Raw genomic sequence first — 22,912 nt, 5'->3', positions numbered from 1 at the left:
AAGTTTGACCATGCACCCTTATCACTTGAGGTGGTACCGCTACCGGCGTTTGTTGGCTGCGGTGATGACATTGCCTGCACTGGATGCCTCAACACCTGTTCCGCATGAATTCAGTGGGCAGTGGCCGTGCTGCTTCAATGGCTGTGCCGAAGCTGGGCGCTATGTGCATGCTTCAAAGCCATGCATGGAGCCGCAATCGGCCATGGTGCTTGAACTGGCCGATGCAGCTTTACAGGTGATTGAGCCAATCAGCCAGCGCACCGCTGCATGGCAGGCATTTGCACGGTGTGCGGTGCCCCAGCTAGGTTTGGGCAGCTTGGCACGGCTGGTGGCACTGCTGCAGCAATACGGGCCTGAAGAAGATGCTGAATTGGCCATTTTGTTGTGGCAAGGTGAAATCACCCAACAAGCAGCAGCACTCAAGGCGGCGCAGCGTCTGCGGAGCTTGGTGACATTCCTGCAAAGCCAGGGCATCACGGATGCAGCCAACTGGTTGCAGTGGCGGGATTCGGCAGATGCGCAAGCGGTTGTGCACGGTGCACCGCATCAGGCACCAGAAACGATCCACGCTTTGCTTTGGCACTTGGACAGCGGGCGCTGTGATGTGCCCTGGGTGCTGATGTTTGCCAAACGTGTGTTGGGGCAGGCTCCTGCGCATGGTCACATCATGCTGGCTATTCAAGAAATGGCTGAAGCCATGAACCTGAGTGCCAAGGCTTTAGCCAGGCGCATTGCGTGGCATGAACGGTTGTTTCAAGCATTGGGCGATGTGCCCGAGCTTCGACTGGCGTGGTGGCGGTGCGTGAAGCGCACTCTGCTGGCGCAACTAACCAACGCCACGTCGGTCAAACTGCAAGTGCAGGGAGTCAAAGAGCCTTTGCCGCTGTCGTTGGCCGTGCACCTGCGCCAGGGGCAACCCATGCTGACGATTCAGCTGCCCCGTGCGTTTGGTGCGGCACCCGCGTGGCCCAACTTGACCATGGTGCAGCTACGACAAGAAGGCTGGGGGCCTGGTTTGGGGCTACGTTTGCTGCTGCAAGGCGAAGGAGTGTTACCAGCTCAGCTGCAGCTGGACATCGCAAAACGCTGGAAAGCGGCGCAGCTGCAGCCACCAGTGTTTGAGCGCATCAGGGCCACCAAGTGGGAAATCAGTTGCTGTTGGTGCGATGGGCTGTGGAAGCCTTCAAGCCTTGATCATGCTGAAGTTACGACTTGGGCCATCGACACGGCGCTGCAGGTGTTGGAATATGTGCTGGTGCTCAAGGGCATGCTCACCGAGTTTCAGGCAAGAAAAAAGCCCTGAGCGGTCGGGGCTCAGGGCTTTGCTTGCACGGTAGCTAAGGAATGGTTGCTTATATTTTATGCAAACAATTCCGTATAACCAAGCGTATAACGGTATGTTGATTTTTAAAAATATCGTTATAAATCAACAACTTACACTGGATCTTGGCGGAGGCTGTGAGATTCGGCGTCAGATGGTGAAAGTTATTAGAAATCAATAACTTATGATTTTTGAAAAACTGCGTGTGTACCACTCAAATGGACCGGTTAGTGTACCAGTACGAAGCTCCTTAAAGTAGCGGTGTCGTAGACCTCAGTTGACTTAAATGTCAGTTAGCCTTGACCAAGCTGGTGGTCATGAGCAACAGCAACTGACACAGCCACGATTGCAAATGGTGCTTCTGGCCGAAATTGGGCCTTGCTATCTGTGAGCGCAGCACCGCAAAGCTGGCCTTCGGGGCTGGGCCTTGCGCGTCCGGTTTAGGACAGTCCGTTAACGGATGCGGCGTTGTTAGTCGACCGATTGCTGTCGTCCATTGCATGGCCGTGAACGGCAGGTTGAGGCTGATCTCGGAAGTACAGGCTTCGCATGGCGAACGTCCGCTTCGCCCAAAACTTGTCGCTGAACCGTCCTACTCGCCGTCGGAATCCGGCTCGGCCAGTCAGGTCTGCCCTATCTCGTCAACCAGCACGCCCCGGCTCGTGAGCATCTTCATGAACCGGGCGATGACGGTCTGCAGCAGCGCGTGCAACTTTTCGCCGGTGGACGCAGTCGCCTTGATGAAGGTGGCTGCGCCATCGGCGCCGCACCGGTACACCCCGTCTAGCAGCAGGCAGTGCAGGACCTTGCCTAAACTTGATGAGTTGTGCTCGCTATGAGTACGATGCGTGAAAACAGAACGGAGTCAGAGGAATGGTCACAGAAGCGGATTTCGCTGCGGCAACGCGCCTGCGCCTACCGACAAGGTATGCCTTCCAGAACCGGGACGGCGTAGTCGACGCCTCATGCATCGGGCGTTCGAGCGAGGTTTATCCGGCCACCGTAGTTGCCCATCGATCCCGAGGCCCGAATTTCAAACGCCTGAAGGCGACCACTGAAAACGGCGCTGTCTACGCCATCGATTTGATGGTCAATGGATTTGACTTCACCGATCTGGCTCCCGCCGGGGTGCTACGTGGGACTGATGGTGAGGTTATAGACGGAATACTTGAAATCTCGAACGCGCGCTTCCGGGAAGTTGAAGACAGCTTGACTGAAGGCAACCGGCTAAGGGCTGAGGCACATGCCTCATGGCGAGGCGGGATCAACTACGTCTCCGAGCTTGTTGCAGTTGAGGGACACGCCGCCAGGCCTGGCTTGCGCGCACCTCAAATCGGCGCGCTCCACGCGATAGCGGCGCACTGGAGTTTGAGCAAAGACCCGGCCATCATTGTTATGCCCACAGGGACGGGGAAGACGGAGGTCATGCTGGCCATCACTGTCGAATCGCGCGGTGATCGGATCTTGGTCATAGTGCCCACAGACGCGCTGCGGCAGCAGACGGCAGATAAGTTCAGGGAGTACGGGCTCCTGAGGAAATTGGGCATCGTCACAAACGTGCTCAATCCGGTCGTGGGCGTGCTGACAGGAAAGCCCACTGCGGCCCAGTTCGACGCACTCCGAAGCTGCAACATTGTGGTGACCACGATGGCATCCATCAGCCGAGGCGATGAGAATGAGCAAAAAGCGTTTGCGGTACTCTTCAGCGAAGTCTTCTTCGATGAGGCGCACCATGCGCAAGCGACGACCTGGAACAGGTTCTCAAGTTATTGCGCTCATGCTCGAATGCTGTTGTTCACCGCGACGCCATTTCGGGAAGACGGCAAGGCTTTGAACGGGAAGATCATCTACAACTATCCACTTCAGCTTGCCCAGGAGAACGAGTTCTTCAAGCCGATCCAGTTCCTTCAAGTCTTTGAGCCGGACAGCTCTGTGGCCGATCTGCGGATCGCCGAGAAAGCCGTAGAGAGACTGAGGGCCGATCTGGCAAGCGGTTTAGACCACATGCTGCTGGCGAGAGCCAACACGATTGATCAAGCTAAGGCCCTGTTTGACAACATCTACAGCGCAGAATTTCCGGACCTAAACCCGGTACTCGTCCACAGCCACACGAAAAGTCGCGAACAGGTTCTTCGGAATATCCGAAGCGGTAAGCACAGGATCGTGATCTGCGTGGATATGTTCGGTGAAGGGTTTGATTTGCCGCAACTCAAAGTGGCAGCGCTGCACTCTGTCCACAAGAGCCTGGGCATCACGCTGCAGTTTATTGGTCGCTTCGCTCGTGCTGCCGACAATGTCGGGGACGCAAGTTTCGTTGCAAATACTGCTGAAGACGGTGTACCTGAAGCCCTTGAAAGCCTCTATCAAGAAGATGCTGATTGGAACAACCTGCTGTCGGACTTGAGTTATGACGCAATCGACCCGCAGGCAAGGCTGTCGGAGCTTGTGGAAAACCTTCAGCCACTGGAGGAGGTTTCGACGGAACTGGAGATATCTACGCTCACGTTGAACCCGAAGCTGAGCACGGAAGTGTTTCACGTGACGGACTTCGACCACACTGGCTATGCAAATGCTTTTCGGCCGAGCCAAGTCATTCATCAGCCGATCTTCAGTCCGCAAGACAAGATGCTGGTCTTCATTGTCAATCAGAAAGACAAGGTTGACTGGACGGACTCCCGTGACATAGTCATCGATACTTGGGAACTCTTCATCGCCTTCTATGACGAGGACAAAGCACTTCTTTTCATAAACAGCTCTCGCAAGTATTTCGCGTGGAAGCTGGCGAAAAGTCTTTCGACTGATCCGCAACCGGTTCGCGATGAGGACGTGTTCAGGGCTTTCGGCAATCTGCGTCGAATGACGCTGCATAGTGTGGGCTTAAAGGGCCTGAGCCGAAACGTCAGATACCAAATGTTTGCTGGCCTCGATGTACGTGACGCCATCGATCCCGTGCTGCAGCAGGACAAGATGAAGTCGAACGTCATGGGCGTTGGCTACGAAGATGGTAAGAGGGTGAGCATTGGGTGCTCACGAAAGGGGAAAATCTGGTCCCTTCAGACGGACTCTCTGGCCGGTTGGAGGGATTGGTGCCGAGACCTGGGGGTCAAGCTATCGAACGCGAACATCGAACCCAACGACTTCCTCAAGCACACGCTGGTTCCAGAGCTCCGCAAAGGTGGCCTGCTCCCCGACCAGCACGCAATGATGATCGATTGGCCTGACCAGCTCTTCGAGTCTGCGAGTTTCAAGATCACCGTCGTGCACGCGGAGAAAAGATACAGTTTTCATGAGTGCCAGCTAGATATTGTCGAATGGACTCCAGCGGGTAACGAGTTCGCGTTCAAGCTGAGGGCTGGCAGTGAAGTCGAGACCGTGTTCAAAATGACGCTTATTCCTGAGGGACAGGCTCAGGGACTGTTTTATTCGATTGCGCGGGTCGAAGGAGCTGATGTAAGCATCGAGGCATTCAATAAGACTGATCTGGCGGTTGACTTCTTCACGACCAACCCTCCTCTCGTACGACTTGCGGATGGCTCGCAACTCTCGGGCGAAATACTGCTGAAACCGCGTGAAGAACTAGCGGAGGTTTATGACCAAGACCTGATCGCTCCGCTGGCGTGGGCCGACACGCTCCAAAATCAGGAAAGCCGCTGGAAAGATGGCGCGCTGCGCCCCCGCTCGATTCAACAAAAATTTATTGAGCACCTGGAGCAAGGGCCTTCGGCTTTCATCATTGATGACGACGATGCAGGGGAAAGCGCGGACATCGTAGCTATTGAAGATGGAGAGCAGACCATCACTGTGACTTTATGGCACTGCAAGTATTCCTCTGGAGCTGCGCCTGGAAACCGCGTGAAAGACCTCTACGAAGTCTGCGGCCAAGCGCAAAAATCGACAAAGTGGACATGGAATTTCCCCAATTTGGTTTCTCATCTCACAGAGCGTGAGACCAAGCATCGCGCGGGTCGCCCGACGCGCTTTGTTCGCGGAAGTCTGGACAGGCTCGTTGTGCTGAGAAAAGCGTCGCGACGCAAGTACGTTGTCTTTCGCGTCGGTATTGTTCAACCGGGGCTGTCCAAGGCGGGCATCGAAAATGACCACCTTGCCATTCTTGGCGCTACCAGCCTCTTTCTCCGTACCGTCACAAACCATCCCCTGGTAGTGATTTCAAGCTGATAGCGACGGCATCATGCCGAGTCGATACCCGTCAGATGCGCAGAAGGTGCTTAAACCCATAGCCGGTGATGGTCTTCATAGAGTCCCGGAAGTCCTCAAGGAGAAACTTCACGTCGCGATTGCCGGGGATGTGAAGACAGCTTCCGTGCCGGTCAGTCTAGCTACGACCGCGCCTTCTGCAAGCAGTCGACCGATATCGCGGAGTTCTGAACGTCTGCAACATGGCGCAGAACGAACGTTGAGGACAAAGGACCGGCTGACCGTAATCGCTGCGAAGCTGCGTCGCAGGACCAGGCTGGCTGCTGCCGGTCGAATTTTCCGGTCGAGGGGCTACAGAAGTGAAAAGCTGACTTGGACCAGCACATCTTCTCGAGATAAGGCGAATATTCAAACCGGGAGGCAAAGCTACCGGGGACTCATGTCACTCCAAATGGAAATTAACAAGAGGGGCCATGGAGCGGGTTGAAGCACTGCGATCGCTGCAGGATAATTTCGCCACCATGGCGAATGATCGGCAGCTCGAGGAAACTTGCTACATGTGTTCCGCTCTGGCGGTCTCACGTGAGCATGTCCCGCCCAGATGCCTGTTCCCCGAATCGAAGGACATTGGGGGTCTGAACCTGCGCAAGGAACTGATCACAGTTCCGTCCTGTGCCGCCCACAACGCCACCAAGTCCTGCGACGACGAGTTCCTGATGATGAACCTGGCCGGCATCGTCGGCAACAACTCTATCGGCTACCGGCACTGGACTGGCAAGGTAGACCGGGCCCTTCGACGCAGTTCGTACAGGGTGCTCAATAGCACGGTGCTTAAGCCCAAACGCATCGAGCGACTGGTGCTCGAAGGCAACCTTTTCATAGATGTGATCTGGGGCACGCCGGACTTTACGAGGCTGTACAGATGCTTCGAACACGTGCTGCGCGGACTCTACTTTCATGAATTCGGCCACCGCTTCGAAGGGGAAGTGCGGCTGATTCCAGGATTCATTAAGTACGAACCGGGGCACACCCAAACGTGGCAAAAGCTCATCGAGGCACGTTACCGGTATGAGGCGGATTCAATGCCTCGAACCGGCGGCAATCCCGAGGTGTTTTACTACCAGCGATTTCCTATCGACGAACATGGGCTCATCGCCTACCGACTGTGTTTTTATGGCGGTGTCGACGTCTACGCCTGCCTGATTCCAGCCACGGTGCGGATGCCGAAACCTCGTGGCTGAAATGATCTCCGGTGGGATGAAGACGGTCATCACCGTGGGCGAGAAGGCCTTTACGTTCAACTGAACGCTACGGCCTCGGCCTGGCGATAATTGCTAGAGACTGAGGAGTGTGCATGGCAGAGAGCGACTACCAAGAGATGCTTGCCCAGCACCAAGTGCATATGCGGGAGATAGAGCAGGAGGAACTGCATTCCGCATCGAAGCGAATCCAGGAATTTAAGGCTTATGCTGCTACGCGCGGTGTTCAGCTCTCAGACGCAGCCTTCAACTATTCGCCGCCTCTTGGCGTGACAGCGTCTGCACCTGGGGTATTGCGCTCGCTGCTGGACGTTCAACCCAATGGACGGGATGGGCTCTATAGCTGGACTGAGCTCGCTGGAGTTCTCCGTCCAGGGCGTTCCGAAGGCTGTCTCGAAAGCCCGGACTTCATCGCCATGGCGCATCCCAGCTTCCGCCGGCAGATGCACCCGCAGGCAAACTGGGCACCGCGGTTCATTGACCTCTTCTGGTCTTTGAAATCGCCGGGTCTTGATAAGTCAGTGGCGCTCGACGAAGACAGGGTGCGTGTTGACCTAGATGGGATGGGGTATGGTGAATTCGACACTTGGTACGGACCACCGTTCAATGACGACATTGCGTCGATCGCGCTTGGAAACATGAAACTCAGGCCACCGAGCGACTTGAGCCAAGTTCGCGTGGAGATGTTTTTTGCGAGCGCCTACTGTGTCGACATCAAATGGGCGCAATCCGGTGACATCAAGACTTTCCAAGCTTTGGAGCTTAAGGATGAATCTGTCTTGCTCTCAATCCAAGGCATCCCGCATCATCCGGCTCGCTACCTGCATGCTGAATTCGATCTGGCAAAAGGCGTGTTCAGACATTTTGACGGCGCCATTCAATATCTGACCTCGGCGGAGTACTTTGCGCGCCGCGACAGCGACTTCAACATGACATACAAGGACACGCGGCACGTGAAGCCGATGTCCAAAAAGGTCTTCAAGCTGAACGGCGCGATCACTACGAAGGAGTGGGTCGAGTTGTCATCGCACTTCTTTGCTGCAAATCCGCTGATGTTCGAGTACTTCAATGGCGAGTACCCGAAGCACATCGCCGACATCGTGGAAAAATTGCGCGCGCTTCCCGAGGAGCGACGGTAGGGCTAGTCGCCCCTTTCGAGTCAAGAGCAGAATTAGTACACGATCGCAGCGGAGTACCAATAGCTGCAGCGCGACGCTTACGTTAAGGAGTTAGTAGACGCGCACGCTTGGCTCATGTACAACCAAAAATGGGCTTTCTGGGTTTGAGAGCGGCACGCAGAACAACTCCAAAACCCTGAGTTCACGTTGATGAATACTCCGACGAGTACCCGGCGTTCGAGAAGTACTAGGCCCCAAGGCCTGCCAGCTTGCGCCGCGCCTCGGTCGCTTTCGCTCGGTCTTCCACCGTCTTGGCATAGGCGGCAAGCTCCTCGACGTCCGCGGCGAATTCGGCCGGGTCAGGCAGCACCGGGGGCGCTTCTGCGCCGCCTTCATGGGTGAACTTCGAGCAGCGCGTCATCCCGTTGTAGACGGCGCTGGCATCGGTGTCGTCCACCGACACTGACTTCAGCCGCGTTGTCTCCACAGAGACCCGATAGCGTCGGACCGTGCTCTGCAGAAGCACGTCCTCGACCAACTGCTCCCAGGTGTCGCGCAACCGACGATAGCCGTTGCGGACCAAGTCGTTGTAGCCCTCGACATTTCCATCCGTCTCCAGGAGGTTCTTGGCGTTTGTCGCCATTGCACGAAGGTCGCCGACGCGGTTCTTGAGCTTCTTGCCTTCGAACGGCAAATCGTCTGAAGACAAGCCCTTGCGCTTCGTCGTCGCTGCCAAGTGGCGGTGCGCGAACTTCACGCCCTGGTCCTCGGCAAAATCGGTGAGCGCCAGCGCGAAGGCAAGGTCATGCGTGAAGACGATGACCTGGCGCTTCTTTGCTTCGAGCACCAACCGCCTGGCAATTCGCTCACGCCGCATGTGGTCGAGAGACGAGACCGGATCGTCGAAGATGAGGCCCGAGCGCCCCGGTTCAATGCCAATCTCTGCGAGGAAGAGGGCCAGGGCCACGACGCGTTGCTCGCCCTCGCTGAGGATGGCAGACAACTTGGCTTTCGCGAAACGAGGCATGGTTCCGAGCTTGAGCTGCTGCACCCGAGCGCCCTTTTGACCAGTCATCTCCAACGTGACGGGCTGGCCACGGATGCCTAACGCCTCCAACTCCTTCGCAAACGCAGTCCTCAGCTCTTCGGTGACGTGGGCGTCGTAGAGCTCGGTCGTCTTGCGCGTCACCGCGGTGGTTCCGCAGCTCTTAATGGCCTCACCAAATGCATGTTCACGCCTGTGCCACACGATGGCCTCGGAGACCTTTGGCAGCAATGGGCCGAGCCGCTCCCTAGCGTCCAAATCAGCGAGTAGCTTGAGCTTGGCCGCGCGCTCCTCGGGGGTCATCGCCTTCTCGAGCGTGTTCGCCTCTGTGACTCTCGCCTTGACCCACGCCTCTATGGCGGCGAACGGCGCCTCCGGCAGCGCTTCAAGCGGGTCAAGCTTGCGCTCAGGCGCCATCGCCTCTACCCGGGCCTTCCGGGCCTGCAGCGCCTGTGCGAATGCTTTTACCGCAGCCACTAGGTTGGGCTGCGACTCAGCGAGCTCGTCTAGCAGCGATGTGTCCGATGGGAAGGTTTCGAAGTTCAGCGTCTTGATGGCCTTGTACAGCCGCCCAGCCGTCTCGCGCTGTTCTTTGAACTTCCGTTGAGCGTCGTTCTCAAGGAACTCGACGAAAGACTTCAGCCGCGCAGCAGCCTCGTCACTCAGTGGCTGCTGACAGAGCACGCAGTGGGCACCGTCTTCCGGCCCAGGAAACGGACTGCCTGGGTACGCTGCTTTGGCCACAAAGTCCATCGCACTGCGTAGCAGTACTTCCCAGGGCTCCGAGCCGGTGCCTGCGACTTGTGCTCCGTCCGCCTGCAATTTCTCGGCGGCCAACTTCGAGGCAGCCTCGGCTGCGACCAACGCGACAAAAGCCTGCCTCAGCTGTTCGATGGCATCGTCCTGCAGAGGGGCCGTGCGTTCGGTGAGCTCGCGTGTCAGCGTGGACATGCGCGTGAGCAAGCGCCGGATACTGGCGGCCTGCTTGGCTGGGTCCTGGTCGCTGAACAGCTTGCGCAGGGCCGCCAGGTCAAGCGCCTCTTGCTCCGAGAGCTTTGCCAACGCCTCAAATTCCTGGGGCTTGCTCTGCCGACCGAGCTTGGAAATCTCACGGCCCACCACGTGTTCCCCAACCAAGGTTGCCAGCTGGTTGAGGTCAAAGCGGCCTGCCGCCCGCTCCAGCTCGAGCTGGTCTTGGGTGGTCTTCATCGCCTCGGCCAGGCCATGCATCACCTCAAGGCCGCCTGGGACGAACAGCACCTTGGCTTGGCTATCGACGAACACCCTGGCGCAATGCGCATCGAACACGGAGATTTGAGACAGCGCCGGCGGCGACGCCTTGTTCGCCGCCCAGCCGTCGGATTTTTCCTCGCTGCCTTCCAGCCAGTCGATAGTTGCGCTCGCCGCAGCGTCCCCTTGACCCTGCACGTACACGTTGGGAAGAATGTCCTCAACGTTCCGGGCTCGACATGCTTTCTTGAGCGCTCGCGCGTAGCCGGACTTTCCGACGCCGTTATAACCATAGACAACGGTGAGCCCATCCGCCACGAAGGTGAGGCTCTGCTGGGGGTCAATGGCGTTGAGACTTTGCGGGTCTCTTAGCGCACGAAGGCTGACGTCGAGACCTTCTTGCGCTGCGGCCGGAATCTGTGCTGGGTCGAGCGGCGCGGGTTGGCGGCCTTTCGGGTCTTTGAAGCCATGGTGCACCTTGACCAGTGCAACCAAGTCTTCCTTGTCGCCTAAGCCCAACGTCCCCTGCTGAAGCAGCCTGCGGGCACAGTCGCTAAGCCACGGTGGCTGCTGTGCGAGCCAACCGCCAATGTCCTGGATGATTTGCATCCTCAAGCTCCCTGACGCTCTTCGCATCTTTAGGAGATATTGCCATATGTAAGCCAAGCTCGGCTTGACCTGTCGCAGCGAGATGAACCGCTTCACAACGCCACCGGCGCGAGGTCGTCGGCCTCAGCCTTCAAAGTCAAATGCTCGCGGCGCCATTGCATCAGCAGCCTATCAACTGCGCTAGCGACTGCTTTATGTCGGGCAGCGTGAACTTAACGACTAATCGCCGATGACCGCAACCGCTGCATAGCAGTCTTTATCGATTGAAGACTGAATACTCACAATGGGGTGTTTTCTGTTTGCAGTCAGATTCAGCATATTGGTCAACACTGAGCAGAAAGCAGGTTAAGCAAGACCTGCCCCGCAGCCTGTCATCAGGCTACAGCCATCACGATCTGTAAGTAGTCTGGAACTGTGAAAGCGCGCAGATCCCAACTGTCTTCACATAAATTTTGTGCCAATGCGTTTCACAGGTATTGCATTTTGATCATGTGTTTCTGTACAGTGGTTCTGTCAATGTGACGCTGTGTACCACTTCAAGGAGAACCATGATCGAAAACCGTTCCGAACTTAGCCCGACTGAGCATAGTGCGCTGATTGAAGAGATGCGGCCGATGTCGTCTGAAGAGCGGGCTCAAAGCCAGGAAGCTTTGCAGCGTCTCTTTGAGCAAGCGTCAGGTTTTTCCAGCCAAGCTAAAGGAGTCGCTGGCTTTCTACTGAGCTTGTGGGACTCCGACCGCTTTCAGTTCGAAGTCAACGCATTTCGAGGCTTCGATAGAGCCATCGTTCGAGACTGCTTGACCGTGCTCTATTGGGATAGCGAAGTCAAATCTGGCATACAGAATCACATTGCTGGCGGTGCGCAGGCTCTGGAGGAGTTGGCCGCACATTGCGGGGCTGACAGTAGCATCCCAGTCTGAAGGATGTACAGCCTGAAATCGCGGTGCACCCTTGCCTGTGATGGCCGGCGAGGGTGGCCTGAAGGCTGATGTCGTGTCACAGGTTCGTGGCATCGGACTGTCCGTGACATATACATAAGTGAAGCGGGTCCACACCCGAAATACGAAGCGCCCCCGAAAGGGGGTGTTCATTCCTTGCAATCCCGCGCCGTGCGCAGCGCGAGGACATACACCGTAATCTGAGGACACTTTTTTATAGCTGCATGCGGCACGCCCTTTGGAGCGTGCCTTGTCATCTTCAGCCCTCGCGACGATCTCGTCGCTTGTCGAGCCAGCTCATTACCTTAGCTCCGACAGCCTGACAGCTTACTTTTCAATACTTAAAGCGTCGGCCGATGGAGCAAAACAGCAGCGCAGTTATCCGGTCGCGTCGATGGGTTTCGTCCTTGCCGAATGTGACCCAAGCAACGACACTTGGATCAGCCAGGCAGAGTTCTGGGCCCCCACGCGTCGCCTTGTGCACTTCATGCGCGTAGGCCTCCTGTTCATTGATCTTGACACTTACAAGGTTCCAGGACTGGCAGGCTTGAGCCCAGATGAGCAGCTCAAAAAACTTCTTACCTTGTGTGAGCAGAACAGCATCCCTGAGCCTTCTATCGTGGTGTATTCCGGTCGCGGTCTGCAAGCCAAGTGGCTACTAAGCAGTCCTCTGCCAGCTAGGGCGCTGCCGCGGTGGTCATTGGTTCAGCGTGAGCTTTGTCGGCGCTTGGCGCCTTTGGGTGCAGATACAAATGCGGTGGATGCATCGCGCGTGCTGCGTCTCGTCCATACTGTCAACAGTCGAAGCGGCGAGATCGTACGAGTTGTTCACAACACGGACATCCGTCTGGATTTCGATGTGATTGCAGATCGGCTGCTGCCATTGACGCGCGAGCAATTGCAGGCGGTACGTGAGGCCCGGCGAGCTAAGCAGTCAGACCGACGTCCTGCAACACGCACAAGAGGCCATTTGACCGCGATTGATACGGCAAGCGCGAGCTGCCTACTACCCTTCGTGGGTGCTCAGCTTGCCTGGGATCGACTGACAGACATACGCACATTGGCCAAACTTCGAGCGTGGACCCACGGTGCCCCTGACGGGTCCCGCGATCTCGCTGTGTTTGTCGGTGCATGTTTATTGGCGCAGGCATTACCAAACGTCCCACGTTTCTATGATGAACTACGAGCACTTGGCCGAGAGTTCGCTCCTCATTGGCCGTTGAGTGCGGTTAACGCATCGGCATCTGCTGTAATGGTTCGTATGAAGATGCTTGCCGAAGGTCAGAAGGTCGAGTACCAAGGCATGCAGGTAGACCCGCGCTACCGCTGGCGCAATGACACCCTCATCCAACGCTTTAGCATCACTCCAGATGAGGAGCGCCAACTGCAAACCATCATCAGTCGCACTGAAGCGGCACGGCGCGATGCCGTACGTGCGCGGGTCAAGCGTGAAGCCGCTGGAGCCGCGACGCGAGATGCCTGGCTTGCCTCGCATGAACAGAAGCGCATCTCTGCTCGCCTGGCGAGAGCTCAAGGTAAAAGCTGGGCTGAAATCGCCACAGTGGTTGGCTACCCGAGTGCAGATGCAGCGCGCAAGGCCTGTGCTTGATGTCTACGGACCGGAAAAGTCCGTCCGTATGTATGCAGTGGCGAAGCCGCAGGAGGAGCAAAGGCGCAAGATTGAAGACATCCACTGCTCCGCCTGGGTAGCCCGTAGGGTAATCGACCCATTGCGGTCCTCGGAGCGGGGCCTGCAAATGTCTGCTGTGCAGCGGTTGTGTCACCCATGGTCTCCTCGTGAGCGTCCGGTCATATCCACATAGTAGTCATCCGCTCACCAAGGCGCGAGCTGGCCCTGCGACGGCTTTCAGATGAGTAGCCGACGCTGGCCATCGGCATCCACCATGGGACTACTAGATGTCCGCTATCGCAGGGCATGGACAGGCGCGGACATCTGCGAGCTTCATGTGGCTCGTGCCGAGGGACTTCTCAAGATGGGTGCCTCACGCACTGGCAAGTTCAGCACTGCGGCAAGGATCCCCAGCGCGATGGAGATGTACCAGACTATGTCATAGCTGCCGGTGCGATCATAGAGCAAGCCTCCTAGCCACACCCCGAGGAACGATCCCACCTGATGGCTGAAGAAGACAAACCCACTCAGCATGGACAAGTGTGCGACACCGAAAATCTGTGCGACAGTCGCGTTGGTCACGGGTACGGTCGATAGCCAGAGTAGTCCCATCAACGCAGAGAACAGGTAAACCGACATCGGCGATATGGGCGCTATCAAGAAGACCGAAATTATGATGGCGCGTGCTAAGTAAATGAAGGCCAAGATTTTTCGCTTGGCCAGCCGTTGCCCCAATGTACCGGCAACGTAGGTGCCCACGATGTTGAACAGCCCGATCAAAGCCAGTGCGGAGCTTGCAACGTGCGGGGCCAGACCGTGGTCTTTGAGGTAGGCTGGCATGTGCACGCCGATGAACACGACCTGGAAGCCGCAGACGAAGTATCCTGCTGTCAGCAGCAAGAAGCTGGGATAGGAGAGCGCCTCCTGCATCGCTTGGCCCAAAGTCTGGGTCTTTTGCGCCGTGCGGCATTCAAAGCCCGGCTCACGAAGACCAAATGCCAAGGGGATGATCAAGAGCGCCAAGACCGCCAGCACGAACAGCGCTTGCTGCCAGCCAATGCTGGATATCAGAAAGCCTTCAATGGGCACCATCAGAAACTGGCCGAATGAGCCTGCGGCGGCAGCCATGCCCATTGCCCATGAGCGCTTGCTGGGATCGACCTGACGGCCGATGACCCCAAAGATGACGGCGTAGGTCGTCCCCGCCTGGGCTGCGCCAATCAGCACGCCTGTGGTCAGCGCGAACAACGCGGGAGTGGGCGCCCAGGCCATTCCCGCCAGACCCAGGGCATACAAGACACTGCCCACGAAAAGTACACGCATGGATCCAAAACGATCTGCGGCGATGCCCGCGAAAACACCGATCACGCCCCAAGCGATGTTTTGCACCGCAATAGCGAACGCAAAGGTCTCACGCGTCCATCCGTGCTCCTGCGTGATCGGCTGGAGCCACAGGCCAAAACCATGGCGTATGCCCATGGAAAGTGTCACGACGAAGCCGCCGCACAAGAGAATTTGTACCAGCGAAAGCTGCGCACTGGGAGTGTTTTTCATGGAGATTTACGCGCGTTCGTTGTTCTGTGAGGCTGCGGCTGCGATCACCGCGTCTTCAAGGTCTCTGACCCAATCTGCATTGCCTACGGCCTGATTGAGCACCCGGGCCCCCACCATGGCAGCAAAGAGCACCATGGTGTCGTTTAATGCGGTTGAGGCTTGCGCATCGCTGTTTTGATGCCCCGCGCCTTCCATGAACTTGTCGAAGAGTTCATGGATGCCTGTTTGATATGCCTGAATGGGGGCTGTAGCGCTCGTGTCGACTGTTGCGTGCGGTGCGAACGCCAGGATCGGGCAGCGATGCTCTGGATTGCGGTTGTTGATGTAGCGGCGCACCAGCTCCAGGTTGCGGACCTTGGCGCCAGCGTCTGCGCTCTTATAGACCTTGTCCCATGTGCTGAGCGCCTGCGTGAATGCGAGACCACAAACTTCGGCGACCAACGCATCTTTGGACTCGAAGTGCTTGTAGAAACCGCCGACGGTCATACCACATGCCCCCATGATGTCCGACACAGAGACGTTGGCGACACCGTGCTGGCGAAACAGCACATTGGCGTTGTCCACGATCTTTGCACGGTTCTCCAAGGCTTTTTCTTGCGTAGAACGTCCCATGGTCTACGACCCCCTCTTGAATGCAACCACCTTGCTGACCAGCTTTTGCAAAGATGCACCGTGCTGGTTGGCGGTAATGCTTTCCACCACCACAATGGCTCGGTCAGGCTTGGAGCGGGAAATCACAATGTCTTTGATGGTGCTGGTCACATGCAGCACATCGCCCGGCCTGGTGGGCTGCGACCAGCTCAGCTCTGCTCCTGCACCGATCACGCCCTTGGCTAACGGCAGGCTTTGAACCAGCAACCGCATGGTGATGGCGACCGTGTGCCAGCCACTTGCCGCCAAACCTTGGAAGAAGGAGTCTTTGGCAGCTTGCGCGTCAAGGTGAAAGGGCTGCGGATCGAACTGGCTTGCAAACTCGACAATCTGCTGGGCATTTAGCGCGTGCTCAGCGCTCACAAATACGTCGCCCACGCTCAAGTCTTCCAAGTACAGCGGCTTGGCGGATTGGTCTGTCGTCATATGTCGCCCTCCTAAAGTGATGCGGCCATAAGTGGCTTTGCCAATTAGATTACGATCATTATCTTATTTATTCAACCCAGCGTCTTCCCTAATGCGCCACTGTCCGCACAGGGTAGATGTATGGCGAATGCAGGTTGAGCTGCCGTCCCCACAAGGAGAGCCATGACTAACAAAGCCAATGACTGGATCGAAGTGCGGCGCGACGCGGAGACCGGTATTGAAAGCATCCACGCCCACTTTCGTGGACATGCCTACGATGCCCATACCCACGATGAACTTTTGGTCGGAGTCACCCAGCAAGGGGTACAGCGGTTTCGATGCAACCGGTCTGTCCACACCAGCGTGCCAGGCAATGCCATGTTGATTGAACCGGGGGCTGTGCACGATGGCCACGCTCCAGACAAGGCAGGCTTCACCTACGCCATGCTGTACCTGCCTACTGAATGCATCGGCACGCTGTTGCAAAAGCGGGGGTTGAAGGGGCTCGAGGGGATTGAGCCAGCTTTCAAAAACACGCTGGAGGGGGATCCGCAATTGCAGGCCGCGATCTTGCAAGCGTTTGGTGCAATACACGGATCAGAAGGCAGACTTGCCCGTGACCAAGCCTTAGACCAACTGCTCGATGTGCTGTCAGGCCACATGCACACGGTGAGGGAGGCCAACGAAAGCAAGGTGCGTATGGCGCGGGTGACAGAGCATATGCATGCCCGTTTGGGAGAAAACCTGGGGTTGGAAGAACTTGCTGACCACGCGGGTGTGGATCGTTTCCGTCTGGCGCGCCAGTTCAAGCTCGCCTACGGGCAATCGCCCCATTCTTATCTGGTGAATCTTCGCCTGCGGTCAGCGCGTGCCATGCTAGCGGCGGGTGAAAGGCCCGCGCAGATTGCGACGCAGCTCGGCTTTTCTGATCAAAGCCATTTAGGACGCTGGTTTCAACGTGCCTATCGTATGTCTCCAGCGGCCTATCAACGCCAGTGCACAAACGTTCTATCCTGAGGCCGCACATTTTCGGAACATCGGCATTTTCCACTTGGATCTGTGTTGATGTTTGATACCAAAGTAGCTCTTATTGTCCGAAACGACCTCGCTGTCTGGCAGCGCCTCAATGTGGTCGCATTCCTCTCCAGTGGCATTGCCGCAGCGGCCTCCGAAGTCATGGGTGAGCCGTATGTCGATGCCAAAGGCCGCCGCTACGGAAACATGCTGGGACAGCCCATGATGGTGTTTGAGGGCGATGTCGGTGCATTACAGGCAGCGCATCGCAAAGGACTGGAGCGTGAACTCACCATCATCCCCTATGTTCACGCGATGTTTTCTACCGGGCATGATGAAGCAAACCGTCGTGTGTTCATGGAAGAGGATGCCGACAACCTAGACTTGGTCGGCCTGGCATTACGAGGGCCAAAGAAGGCCGTGGACAAGGCCATCAAGGGGCTGTCTTTGCACGGCTAAATCTAAGGATGCTCTTTCGGAGCAATCGCCTGCGACTGGATACTAGATACCGCTTGGCGGCGGCAATGTTGCTCATTGCTGTTGCGATGCCTAGTTTCCCTCGACGGAAGGAGCACTTTGCAAAGAGCGAAGTCAACGGACCTCGCGCGAGCTTCTTTAGCGTGACGGTAGTATCCGCTTCTGGCCGAGACTGCCATTTCACCAGCACGTCAGCTATCTGGTGCAAGGACGAGCTGGAGATCCCGGCCAGTAGCAGTCTTTAGAGATGTTCCCGCAAGGGACTGCTTCTGGCGGTATGAGCGGTCTGTCGCCGGATGGCAGACTTGATGGGGCAGCGCGATACACCGAGGGTACCCATCAGCAGTCCTTCGTGTCCGCCAGCGCTCGACCCAGAGCAGCCACTCAAGAGCGCCCAGCATTGGCTCAGCTCGATACCACGGCCTGGACCAAAGCCTCGACGTGGATCTCAACGGTATCAAGGCAAGGAACAGGGCTGTTGGCGTCACTCAGGATCAGCGGCAGCTCGGTGCAAGCGAGTGCTACGTGGTCGATACCTTCGCGCTGTTGCAAATCCTGAATGATGGCGATGAACTCCTGACGGGTGTCCTCTTTGACAATGCCGTGTTCAAGCTCCGCTTCAATTTTCGCTTGGATGCGCGCGATCTGCGGCTCGCTGGGTACGATGACTTCTATGCCCCTGCCTTCAAAAGGTGTCTTGAAGAAAGTATTCGTCATGGTGAATACAGTCCCCAGTAAACCAACCTTTCGTGCTCCTCGCCGCTGTGCTGCGTTGCAGGTTGCATCAATTGCACTCACGATGGGAATTGGTGATGCCGGGAGGATACGGTCCATGACGATGTTGGGCGTATTGCCTGTCAATGCCACCATGTCCGCACCACCCGCGGCCAGGCTGCGGATAGCACTGAGCACGTACTCTCCAAGCTGATCAAATTCGCGTGAGCGGCAGAGCTTGAATACCGTGAAAGCGTTGAGACTTTCAATGGACAAGCGCGGCAGATTTTCCTTGCCTGCCTGTGTCTGAACGCCGTGGATGATCTTGCGGTAATACGCCACGGTGGATTCAGGGCCAATGCCACCAATGAGGCCGAGTTTCTTCATTTCAGTGTTCCTTGAGGTAATTTGGGGTGGCCGACCATCAGCAAATTGGGCAAGACGGTTGCAGGCTCCCCGGAAACGGGGGGCATATAGGATTCGATGAAACGCTTGAGCAGCGCTAACGGCGTTGGTGTCGGGCGAACGCTTTGCAGCATGGCTGTTGGATCCAGCCCTTCACTTCTCAGTACTGGTGCCCGCGCATTGATGCATGCAGCCATGACTTCGGGCGTGAACTCTGGGTGAAATTGCATCGACACTGCCGTGGGGCTGTAGCGAACTATCTGATGGGGGTCGTGGGCCGAGCGTGCCAACGCTATGGCGCCTGCGGGCAAGTGCAGGATGGTTTGAAGATGCGTAAGTTGGGCATGAAAGCGGGGCGGGGATCCGGTCAGCCACGGGTCCAGCGCTGCCTCTGCGTGCAGTTCAATTTCCAGACTTCCCATCTCTCTGCCGTCAGGGTGGTAATCCACCGTTCCACCTAACGCATGAGCCATGAGCTGGTGCCCGTAGCAAACACCCATCAGTGGCATCCCCTGCGTCACGGCATACCGTATCCACATCGCGGTTGCTTCACTCCATGGGAGTTGATCAGTCACCATGGACCACGACCCGGTGATGATCGCTGCACGGTGCTGCCCTGGCTTGGGTAGCGGCGCCCCTTCATAGACCTTCACGATGTCGATGGTCTCGGACTCACAGCCGATAGCGGCCAGAAACCACTGGGGAAGATCCCCTGCGATAGCTCGAATGTCATCCGGCGGCGTGCCAGCCTGAATCAGCAGCAAAGATTGAAAGTCCACGAGGAATGGAAAAAGGTGGCAAGGACTCAGACTTTAGAGATTTAATATCATCATGAATACTGAATTCTGATGATGAAAAAATCTCAAAATGAGAAAGATTGATCTGGAGTCGCTGGTGTTCTTCAAGTCCGTGGTGGACACCGGTAGCGTCACCCAGGCTGCCAAACAAATGAACCGTGTGCAGTCCAATGTCACCACGCGCATTCGCAATCTGGAGGATCGTCTGGGTGTGCAACTCTTTTTGCGGCATGGCAACCGGCTCAAGCTCTCTGCCGAAGGCGAGGTGCTACGCGGCTACGCCGAGCGGATTTTGCGGTTGTCGTCTGAGGCTGAGTCCGCGATGTTGATGCGGGCGCCGCAGGGCACGCTGCGACTGGGCACACTGGAGAGCACGGCCGCAGCGCGACTGCCGCCTGTGCTGTCCCGCTTTCATGAGCGTTACCCGGGTGTACTCATTGAGCTGGTGACCGGCTCCACATCCCGGTTGCTAGACATGGTTCAGCGATATGAAGTGGATGCTGCACTGATCTCAGAGCCTTTCAATGCACCAGAACTGGCCACCCAGGAGGCATTTGATGAAGAACTGGTGCTTATCGCTGCACGCTCCGCAAAGGATGTGCTGGATCCGAAACAGCTGTCACGCTGCACGGTGATTGCGTTCTCGACAGGCTGTTCGTACCGGCGAATCCTGGAAGAATGGTTTGCCAGTACCGGAGTTGCTCCCCACCGAATTATGGAGATGGCGTCCTACCACGCCATCGTGGCCTGCATTGCCGCTGGCACTGGTATTGGCATCATGCCTCGGTCCATCTTGAAGGCCGTTCATGCAGAACCATCGCTGCAAGCGCTAGCACTCCCCAGGCGCTATGCCGAAGTAACCACGCATCTGGTCTGGTTGCCGCAGCAGAAATCAGCCTCCACCGAAGCGTTGAGGCAAATGCTGGCCATAGAGCGTTCAAGCATTTGACCTTCAGCTTCCTTGAGGCTTGAGTGACTGCTTCTGGCCGACTGACGACGGCCCGCACCCGTTGACTGCCTACCCTGGAGTGGTGATGCAGGCCCTGAGAGTGATTTGGATGTTGCGTTGATGTCTGACGAGTCACTGGCGGCAGAGGCCCTTTGGGGTCTCAGTAGTCGATTGGCTGGCATTGTGGGTTGTCATGTTGACTTGCTGGATCTGCGATCTGCCTCGACGGTCATGCAGTACCGGATAGTGACAACAGGGCAGCGACTGTGGGCCAGAGATGAGCAGGCGGCTCTCTACGAAACCTTTATCCTGAGCCAGAAGACCGCATTGGACGAAGCGCGGGCAGGGCTGCTAGATGACATTCAGAAGACGGGGACTGTGTATGGTTGATGATGTGTTGATCAACAAGGCTGCGACCATAGAGCGCTGCGTCATGCGCGCGCGGGAAGAGTACGACAAGTCGCCTGCGACATTTGCATCTGATCACACCCGTCAAGACGCGGCCATCTTGAATGTTCAACGGGCCTGCGAGGCTGCGTTAGACATGGGGCAGCACTTAATTCGACGAGAGCGCCTGGGCATTCCTCAAAGTTCGAGGGATGTATTCACTTTGCTGGCTCAGGCACGTTGGATTGAAACGGCACTTGCTGAGCGTTTGCAGAAGATGGTTGGCTTTAGAAACATTGCCGTGCACGACTACCAAGCTCTACAGCTACCGATTGTTGATTTCCATCCAGAAGTGACCCACTAGACCCCGGCGGGTCAGTTCTGCGTGGAAATCAACACTATTCATCTATGTGTAGGGTTTTTCGGCCGACAATGCTCCTATGGAGAGACGCTTCATGTTCAAGGCTGAACGACAACAGAAAATTCTGGCGCGCATGCAAGAGACCACCTCGGTCACCGTCAAGGACCTAGCCAAGGTCTTTTCCACTTCCCCCATAACCATCCGGCGCGACCTCATTGAACTGGGCGAGCTCGGCCTATTGGAACGTACCCACGGTGGTGCCATAGCCGCTCAGGAGGTCTTTGCCGAAGGCTCTGCGCGTTACGAGATGTACAACTATGGCGAGCGCAACGATCAGCAGGCACAGGAGAAAGCGGCGATTGCGGAATGCGCAGCCCAGTTCATTAGCGATGGCGACAATATTCTGATCAACGGAGGCACTACGGCCCACGCGCTGGCTCAAGCTTTGCGAGGTCATCAGAATCTGTACGTGATCACAAATGGCCTTTCCGTGGCCAACGTGCTCGGGCAAGGGCTGCACGCTAATGTCTACGTGCTGGCCGGCCGCCTAGATGCCCGCAAACAAGCCACTGTCAGCCGCCCCAGCGACGAAGGCCTGCCTCATCTGCAAGTGCGTGAGGCCTTCTTGGGCGTGCATGCATTGTCTGCCCAAGGAATTTACATGCGTGACCCGGAAGACGCCGACATGAACAAGGCCTTCATGGGCGCTGCCAGCCGCGTAACGGTGCTGGCTGATTACACCAAGCTACACGCCTTTGCCAGCTTCCGCATTAACGACTGGTCTTCGGTACAACGGCTAGTCACCGATGCGAAGGCCGACCCCGACATCCTCAATCTCCTTCGCCAGCAAGGAGTGGAGGTGGTAGTCGCTGCCTGAGCGGCTAGTTGCGCTACCAAGCATAGCCTATCACCCTGTGATGCGATACATCAAGCACGTGCGCGCCACTCAGCAAGTGGTTGATCCACGATGTCGATTGGGCTTGCACATGACATTCGTCCACCTAGCGCTTACTGGTTGTTACGAGGCAGCGGTGTGCAACATTAGCCACCAAGCAGGTAAGTGGGCTCTTGGTCCAAAAAGTCTTCCAGGTGGATCAGTACTTGCTCGGGCGAAAGCATCAGCACGCCGTATTGGGGACCTTCGTTTTTGCCCACGATGCGCAGCGAGGGGTCTTGTAACACCAATGCCACTTGGTGATTGGTGCCCCGCAAGGTGGAGTAGGGGATACCTTTGAAGGATCCCAAAATCGGGCGATGGATGTGTCCAAAGAAGAAGTGTGCGATCTTGTGCTGAAGTCCTTCGATGGCAGTTTCAAAGGGTTTGGTGTTCAGCAAGGAGATTTTGTCCATGCTGGTTATGCCAATAGGGAAGAAGGGGTGGTGCATGAACAGCAACACGGGCTTGTTAGCTTGCTCAAGCTGAGCTCGCAGCCAAAGAGCACGTTTCTCGCAAAACACGCCCCAGTGCACGCCAGGCTCGTTGGTATCGAGAAAAATGGCGGTTTGATGTTCGAGTTCAAGCACATATTGCACAAAGCCGTGCTCGTCTCGTGCAATGTGGGCAAAGTGCTGCTGGAAGTTGTTGCGGCTGTCGTGGTTGCCCAAGATGGGGTAGACGGGCATGGACAAGCCACTTAGGCACTCGCGTAAATGCACATAGGCTTGCTCGTGGCCGTAGTGGGTCAAGTCGCCTGTGATGAACACCGCACGTGCATCGGCATGGTGTTGCTGAATGTGGGCCACGGCTTGCTGCAGGCGTTGCTTAGGGTTCAGTCCGTATAACAGGCCGTTGCCGTCTTGCACGAGGTGTGTGTCTGTCAGGTGGATGTATTTGTCGAAATGAGGCATGGGCAGTGATGTGGCTGTTAGCGTGCTGGGGGCTAGGCTGCGTGA

18 protein-coding genes and 1 pseudogene are annotated in these 22,912 nt (G+C 56.8%); 12 read left to right on the top strand and 7 right to left on the bottom strand.

Annotated features, from left to right (window positions below; genetic code table 11):
- Positions 1-10 precede the first annotated feature (10 nt).
- From MPZ60_RS19355 to MPZ60_RS19340, 4 genes are all read left to right on the top strand, one after another.
- Positions 11-1,303, top strand: coding sequence for a hypothetical protein (locus tag MPZ60_RS19355; RefSeq protein WP_242607106.1), 1,293 nt, complete (start codon positions 11-13; stop codon positions 1,301-1,303).
- An 891-nt stretch (positions 1,304-2,194) separates the two neighbouring features.
- Entirely contained in the window at positions 2,195-5,497 is a 3,303-nt protein-coding gene (locus MPZ60_RS19350) for a DEAD/DEAH box helicase (RefSeq protein WP_043790693.1), read from the top strand.
- A 452-nt stretch (positions 5,498-5,949) separates the two neighbouring features.
- Positions 5,950-6,717 (top strand): hypothetical protein, encoded by a 768-nt coding sequence (locus tag MPZ60_RS19345; protein ID WP_043790695.1) that lies wholly within the window; start codon positions 5,950-5,952, stop codon positions 6,715-6,717.
- Between the two features lie 113 nt (positions 6,718-6,830).
- Entirely contained in the window at positions 6,831-7,874 is a 1,044-nt protein-coding gene (locus tag MPZ60_RS19340; protein ID WP_043790696.1) for a hypothetical protein, read from the top strand.
- Between the two features lie 226 nt (positions 7,875-8,100).
- On the opposite strand, the gene MPZ60_RS19335 is transcribed toward MPZ60_RS19340, so the two are convergent.
- Positions 8,101-10,737 carry an AAA family ATPase gene (locus tag MPZ60_RS19335; protein ID WP_187427975.1) on the bottom strand — a complete coding sequence of 879 codons (2,637 nt, stop codon included), beginning with the start codon at positions 10,735-10,737 and terminating at the stop codon, positions 8,101-8,103.
- A gap of 548 nt (positions 10,738-11,285) precedes the next feature.
- Between MPZ60_RS19335 and MPZ60_RS19330 the strand changes: the two genes are divergently transcribed.
- On the top strand, positions 11,286-11,657 hold the full coding sequence (locus MPZ60_RS19330; RefSeq protein ID WP_043790701.1) for a hypothetical protein: 372 nt from the start codon (positions 11,286-11,288) through the stop codon (positions 11,655-11,657).
- A 268-nt stretch (positions 11,658-11,925) separates the two neighbouring features.
- Positions 11,926-13,284 (top strand): replication protein, encoded by a 1,359-nt coding sequence (locus tag MPZ60_RS19325; RefSeq protein ID WP_148729809.1) that lies wholly within the window; start codon positions 11,926-11,928, stop codon positions 13,282-13,284.
- A 354-nt stretch (positions 13,285-13,638) separates the two neighbouring features.
- On the opposite strand, the gene MPZ60_RS19320 is transcribed toward MPZ60_RS19325, so the two are convergent.
- From MPZ60_RS19320 to MPZ60_RS19310, 3 genes are read right to left on the bottom strand one after another with little or no spacing between them, the layout of a single operon-like run.
- Positions 13,639-14,859, bottom strand: coding sequence for an MFS transporter (locus MPZ60_RS19320; RefSeq protein WP_148729810.1), 1,221 nt, complete (start codon positions 14,857-14,859; stop codon positions 13,639-13,641).
- 6 nt (positions 14,860-14,865) lie between these two features.
- On the bottom strand, positions 14,866-15,471 hold the full coding sequence (locus tag MPZ60_RS19315) for a TetR/AcrR family transcriptional regulator (RefSeq protein ID WP_043790703.1): 606 nt from the start codon (positions 15,469-15,471) through the stop codon (positions 14,866-14,868).
- Between the two features lie 3 nt (positions 15,472-15,474).
- A complete protein-coding gene (locus MPZ60_RS19310) occupies positions 15,475-15,936 on the bottom strand; it encodes a MaoC family dehydratase (protein ID WP_043790705.1) in 462 nt (153 codons plus the stop codon).
- 162 nt (positions 15,937-16,098) lie between these two features.
- On the opposite strand from MPZ60_RS19310, the gene MPZ60_RS19305 reads away from it, so the two are divergent.
- Both MPZ60_RS19305 and MPZ60_RS19300 read left to right on the top strand, forming a co-directional pair.
- Positions 16,099-16,932 carry an AraC family transcriptional regulator gene (locus tag MPZ60_RS19305; RefSeq protein WP_229227500.1) on the top strand — a complete coding sequence of 278 codons (834 nt, stop codon included), beginning with the start codon at positions 16,099-16,101 and terminating at the stop codon, positions 16,930-16,932.
- Between the two features lie 48 nt (positions 16,933-16,980).
- Positions 16,981-17,388, top strand: coding sequence for a DUF2000 domain-containing protein (locus MPZ60_RS19300; RefSeq protein ID WP_043790742.1), 408 nt, complete (start codon positions 16,981-16,983; stop codon positions 17,386-17,388).
- A gap of 423 nt (positions 17,389-17,811) precedes the next feature.
- Here the strand turns inward: MPZ60_RS19300 and MPZ60_RS19295 are convergent, their stop codons facing one another.
- Positions 17,812-18,507: an aspartate/glutamate racemase family protein gene (locus tag MPZ60_RS19295; protein WP_043790706.1), complete on the bottom strand. Its 696-nt coding sequence runs from the start codon at positions 18,505-18,507 to the stop codon at positions 17,812-17,814.
- Positions 18,504-19,304 carry a glutamine amidotransferase gene (locus MPZ60_RS19290; RefSeq protein WP_229227499.1) on the bottom strand — a complete coding sequence of 267 codons (801 nt, stop codon included), beginning with the start codon at positions 19,302-19,304 and terminating at the stop codon, positions 18,504-18,506. The genes MPZ60_RS19295 and MPZ60_RS19290 overlap by 4 nt, the downstream gene beginning before the upstream one ends.
- A gap of 88 nt (positions 19,305-19,392) precedes the next feature.
- On the opposite strand from MPZ60_RS19290, the gene MPZ60_RS19285 reads away from it, so the two are divergent.
- From MPZ60_RS19285 to MPZ60_RS19270, 4 genes and pseudogenes are all read left to right on the top strand, one after another.
- Complete coding sequence (locus MPZ60_RS19285) at positions 19,393-20,271, top strand: LysR family transcriptional regulator (RefSeq protein WP_043790707.1); 879 nt, start codon at positions 19,393-19,395, stop codon at positions 20,269-20,271.
- Between the two features lie 93 nt (positions 20,272-20,364).
- A pseudogene (locus MPZ60_RS19280) lies at positions 20,365-20,661 on the top strand (nucleotidyltransferase domain-containing protein); the annotation flags it as partial.
- On the top strand, positions 20,654-21,022 hold the full coding sequence (locus MPZ60_RS19275; protein ID WP_052013942.1) for a DUF86 domain-containing protein: 369 nt from the start codon (positions 20,654-20,656) through the stop codon (positions 21,020-21,022). The pseudogene MPZ60_RS19280 and the gene MPZ60_RS19275, both read left to right, overlap by 8 nt.
- Positions 21,023-21,113: 91 nt before the next feature.
- On the top strand, positions 21,114-21,896 hold the full coding sequence (locus MPZ60_RS19270) for a DeoR/GlpR family DNA-binding transcription regulator (protein WP_141567796.1): 783 nt from the start codon (positions 21,114-21,116) through the stop codon (positions 21,894-21,896).
- A gap of 164 nt (positions 21,897-22,060) precedes the next feature.
- Here the strand turns inward: MPZ60_RS19270 and MPZ60_RS19265 are convergent, their stop codons facing one another.
- On the bottom strand, positions 22,061-22,867 hold the full coding sequence (locus MPZ60_RS19265; RefSeq protein ID WP_019042136.1) for a phosphodiesterase: 807 nt from the start codon (positions 22,865-22,867) through the stop codon (positions 22,061-22,063).
- Positions 22,868-22,912 lie beyond the last annotated feature (45 nt).

Source organism: Comamonas sp. 7D-2, assembly GCF_022749555.1.
Classification (GTDB): domain Bacteria; phylum Pseudomonadota; class Gammaproteobacteria; order Burkholderiales; family Burkholderiaceae_C; genus Comamonas; species Comamonas thiooxydans.
Note: the sequence above shows the minus strand (reverse complement) of the source record. Positions and strands in the feature narration are given on the sequence as shown.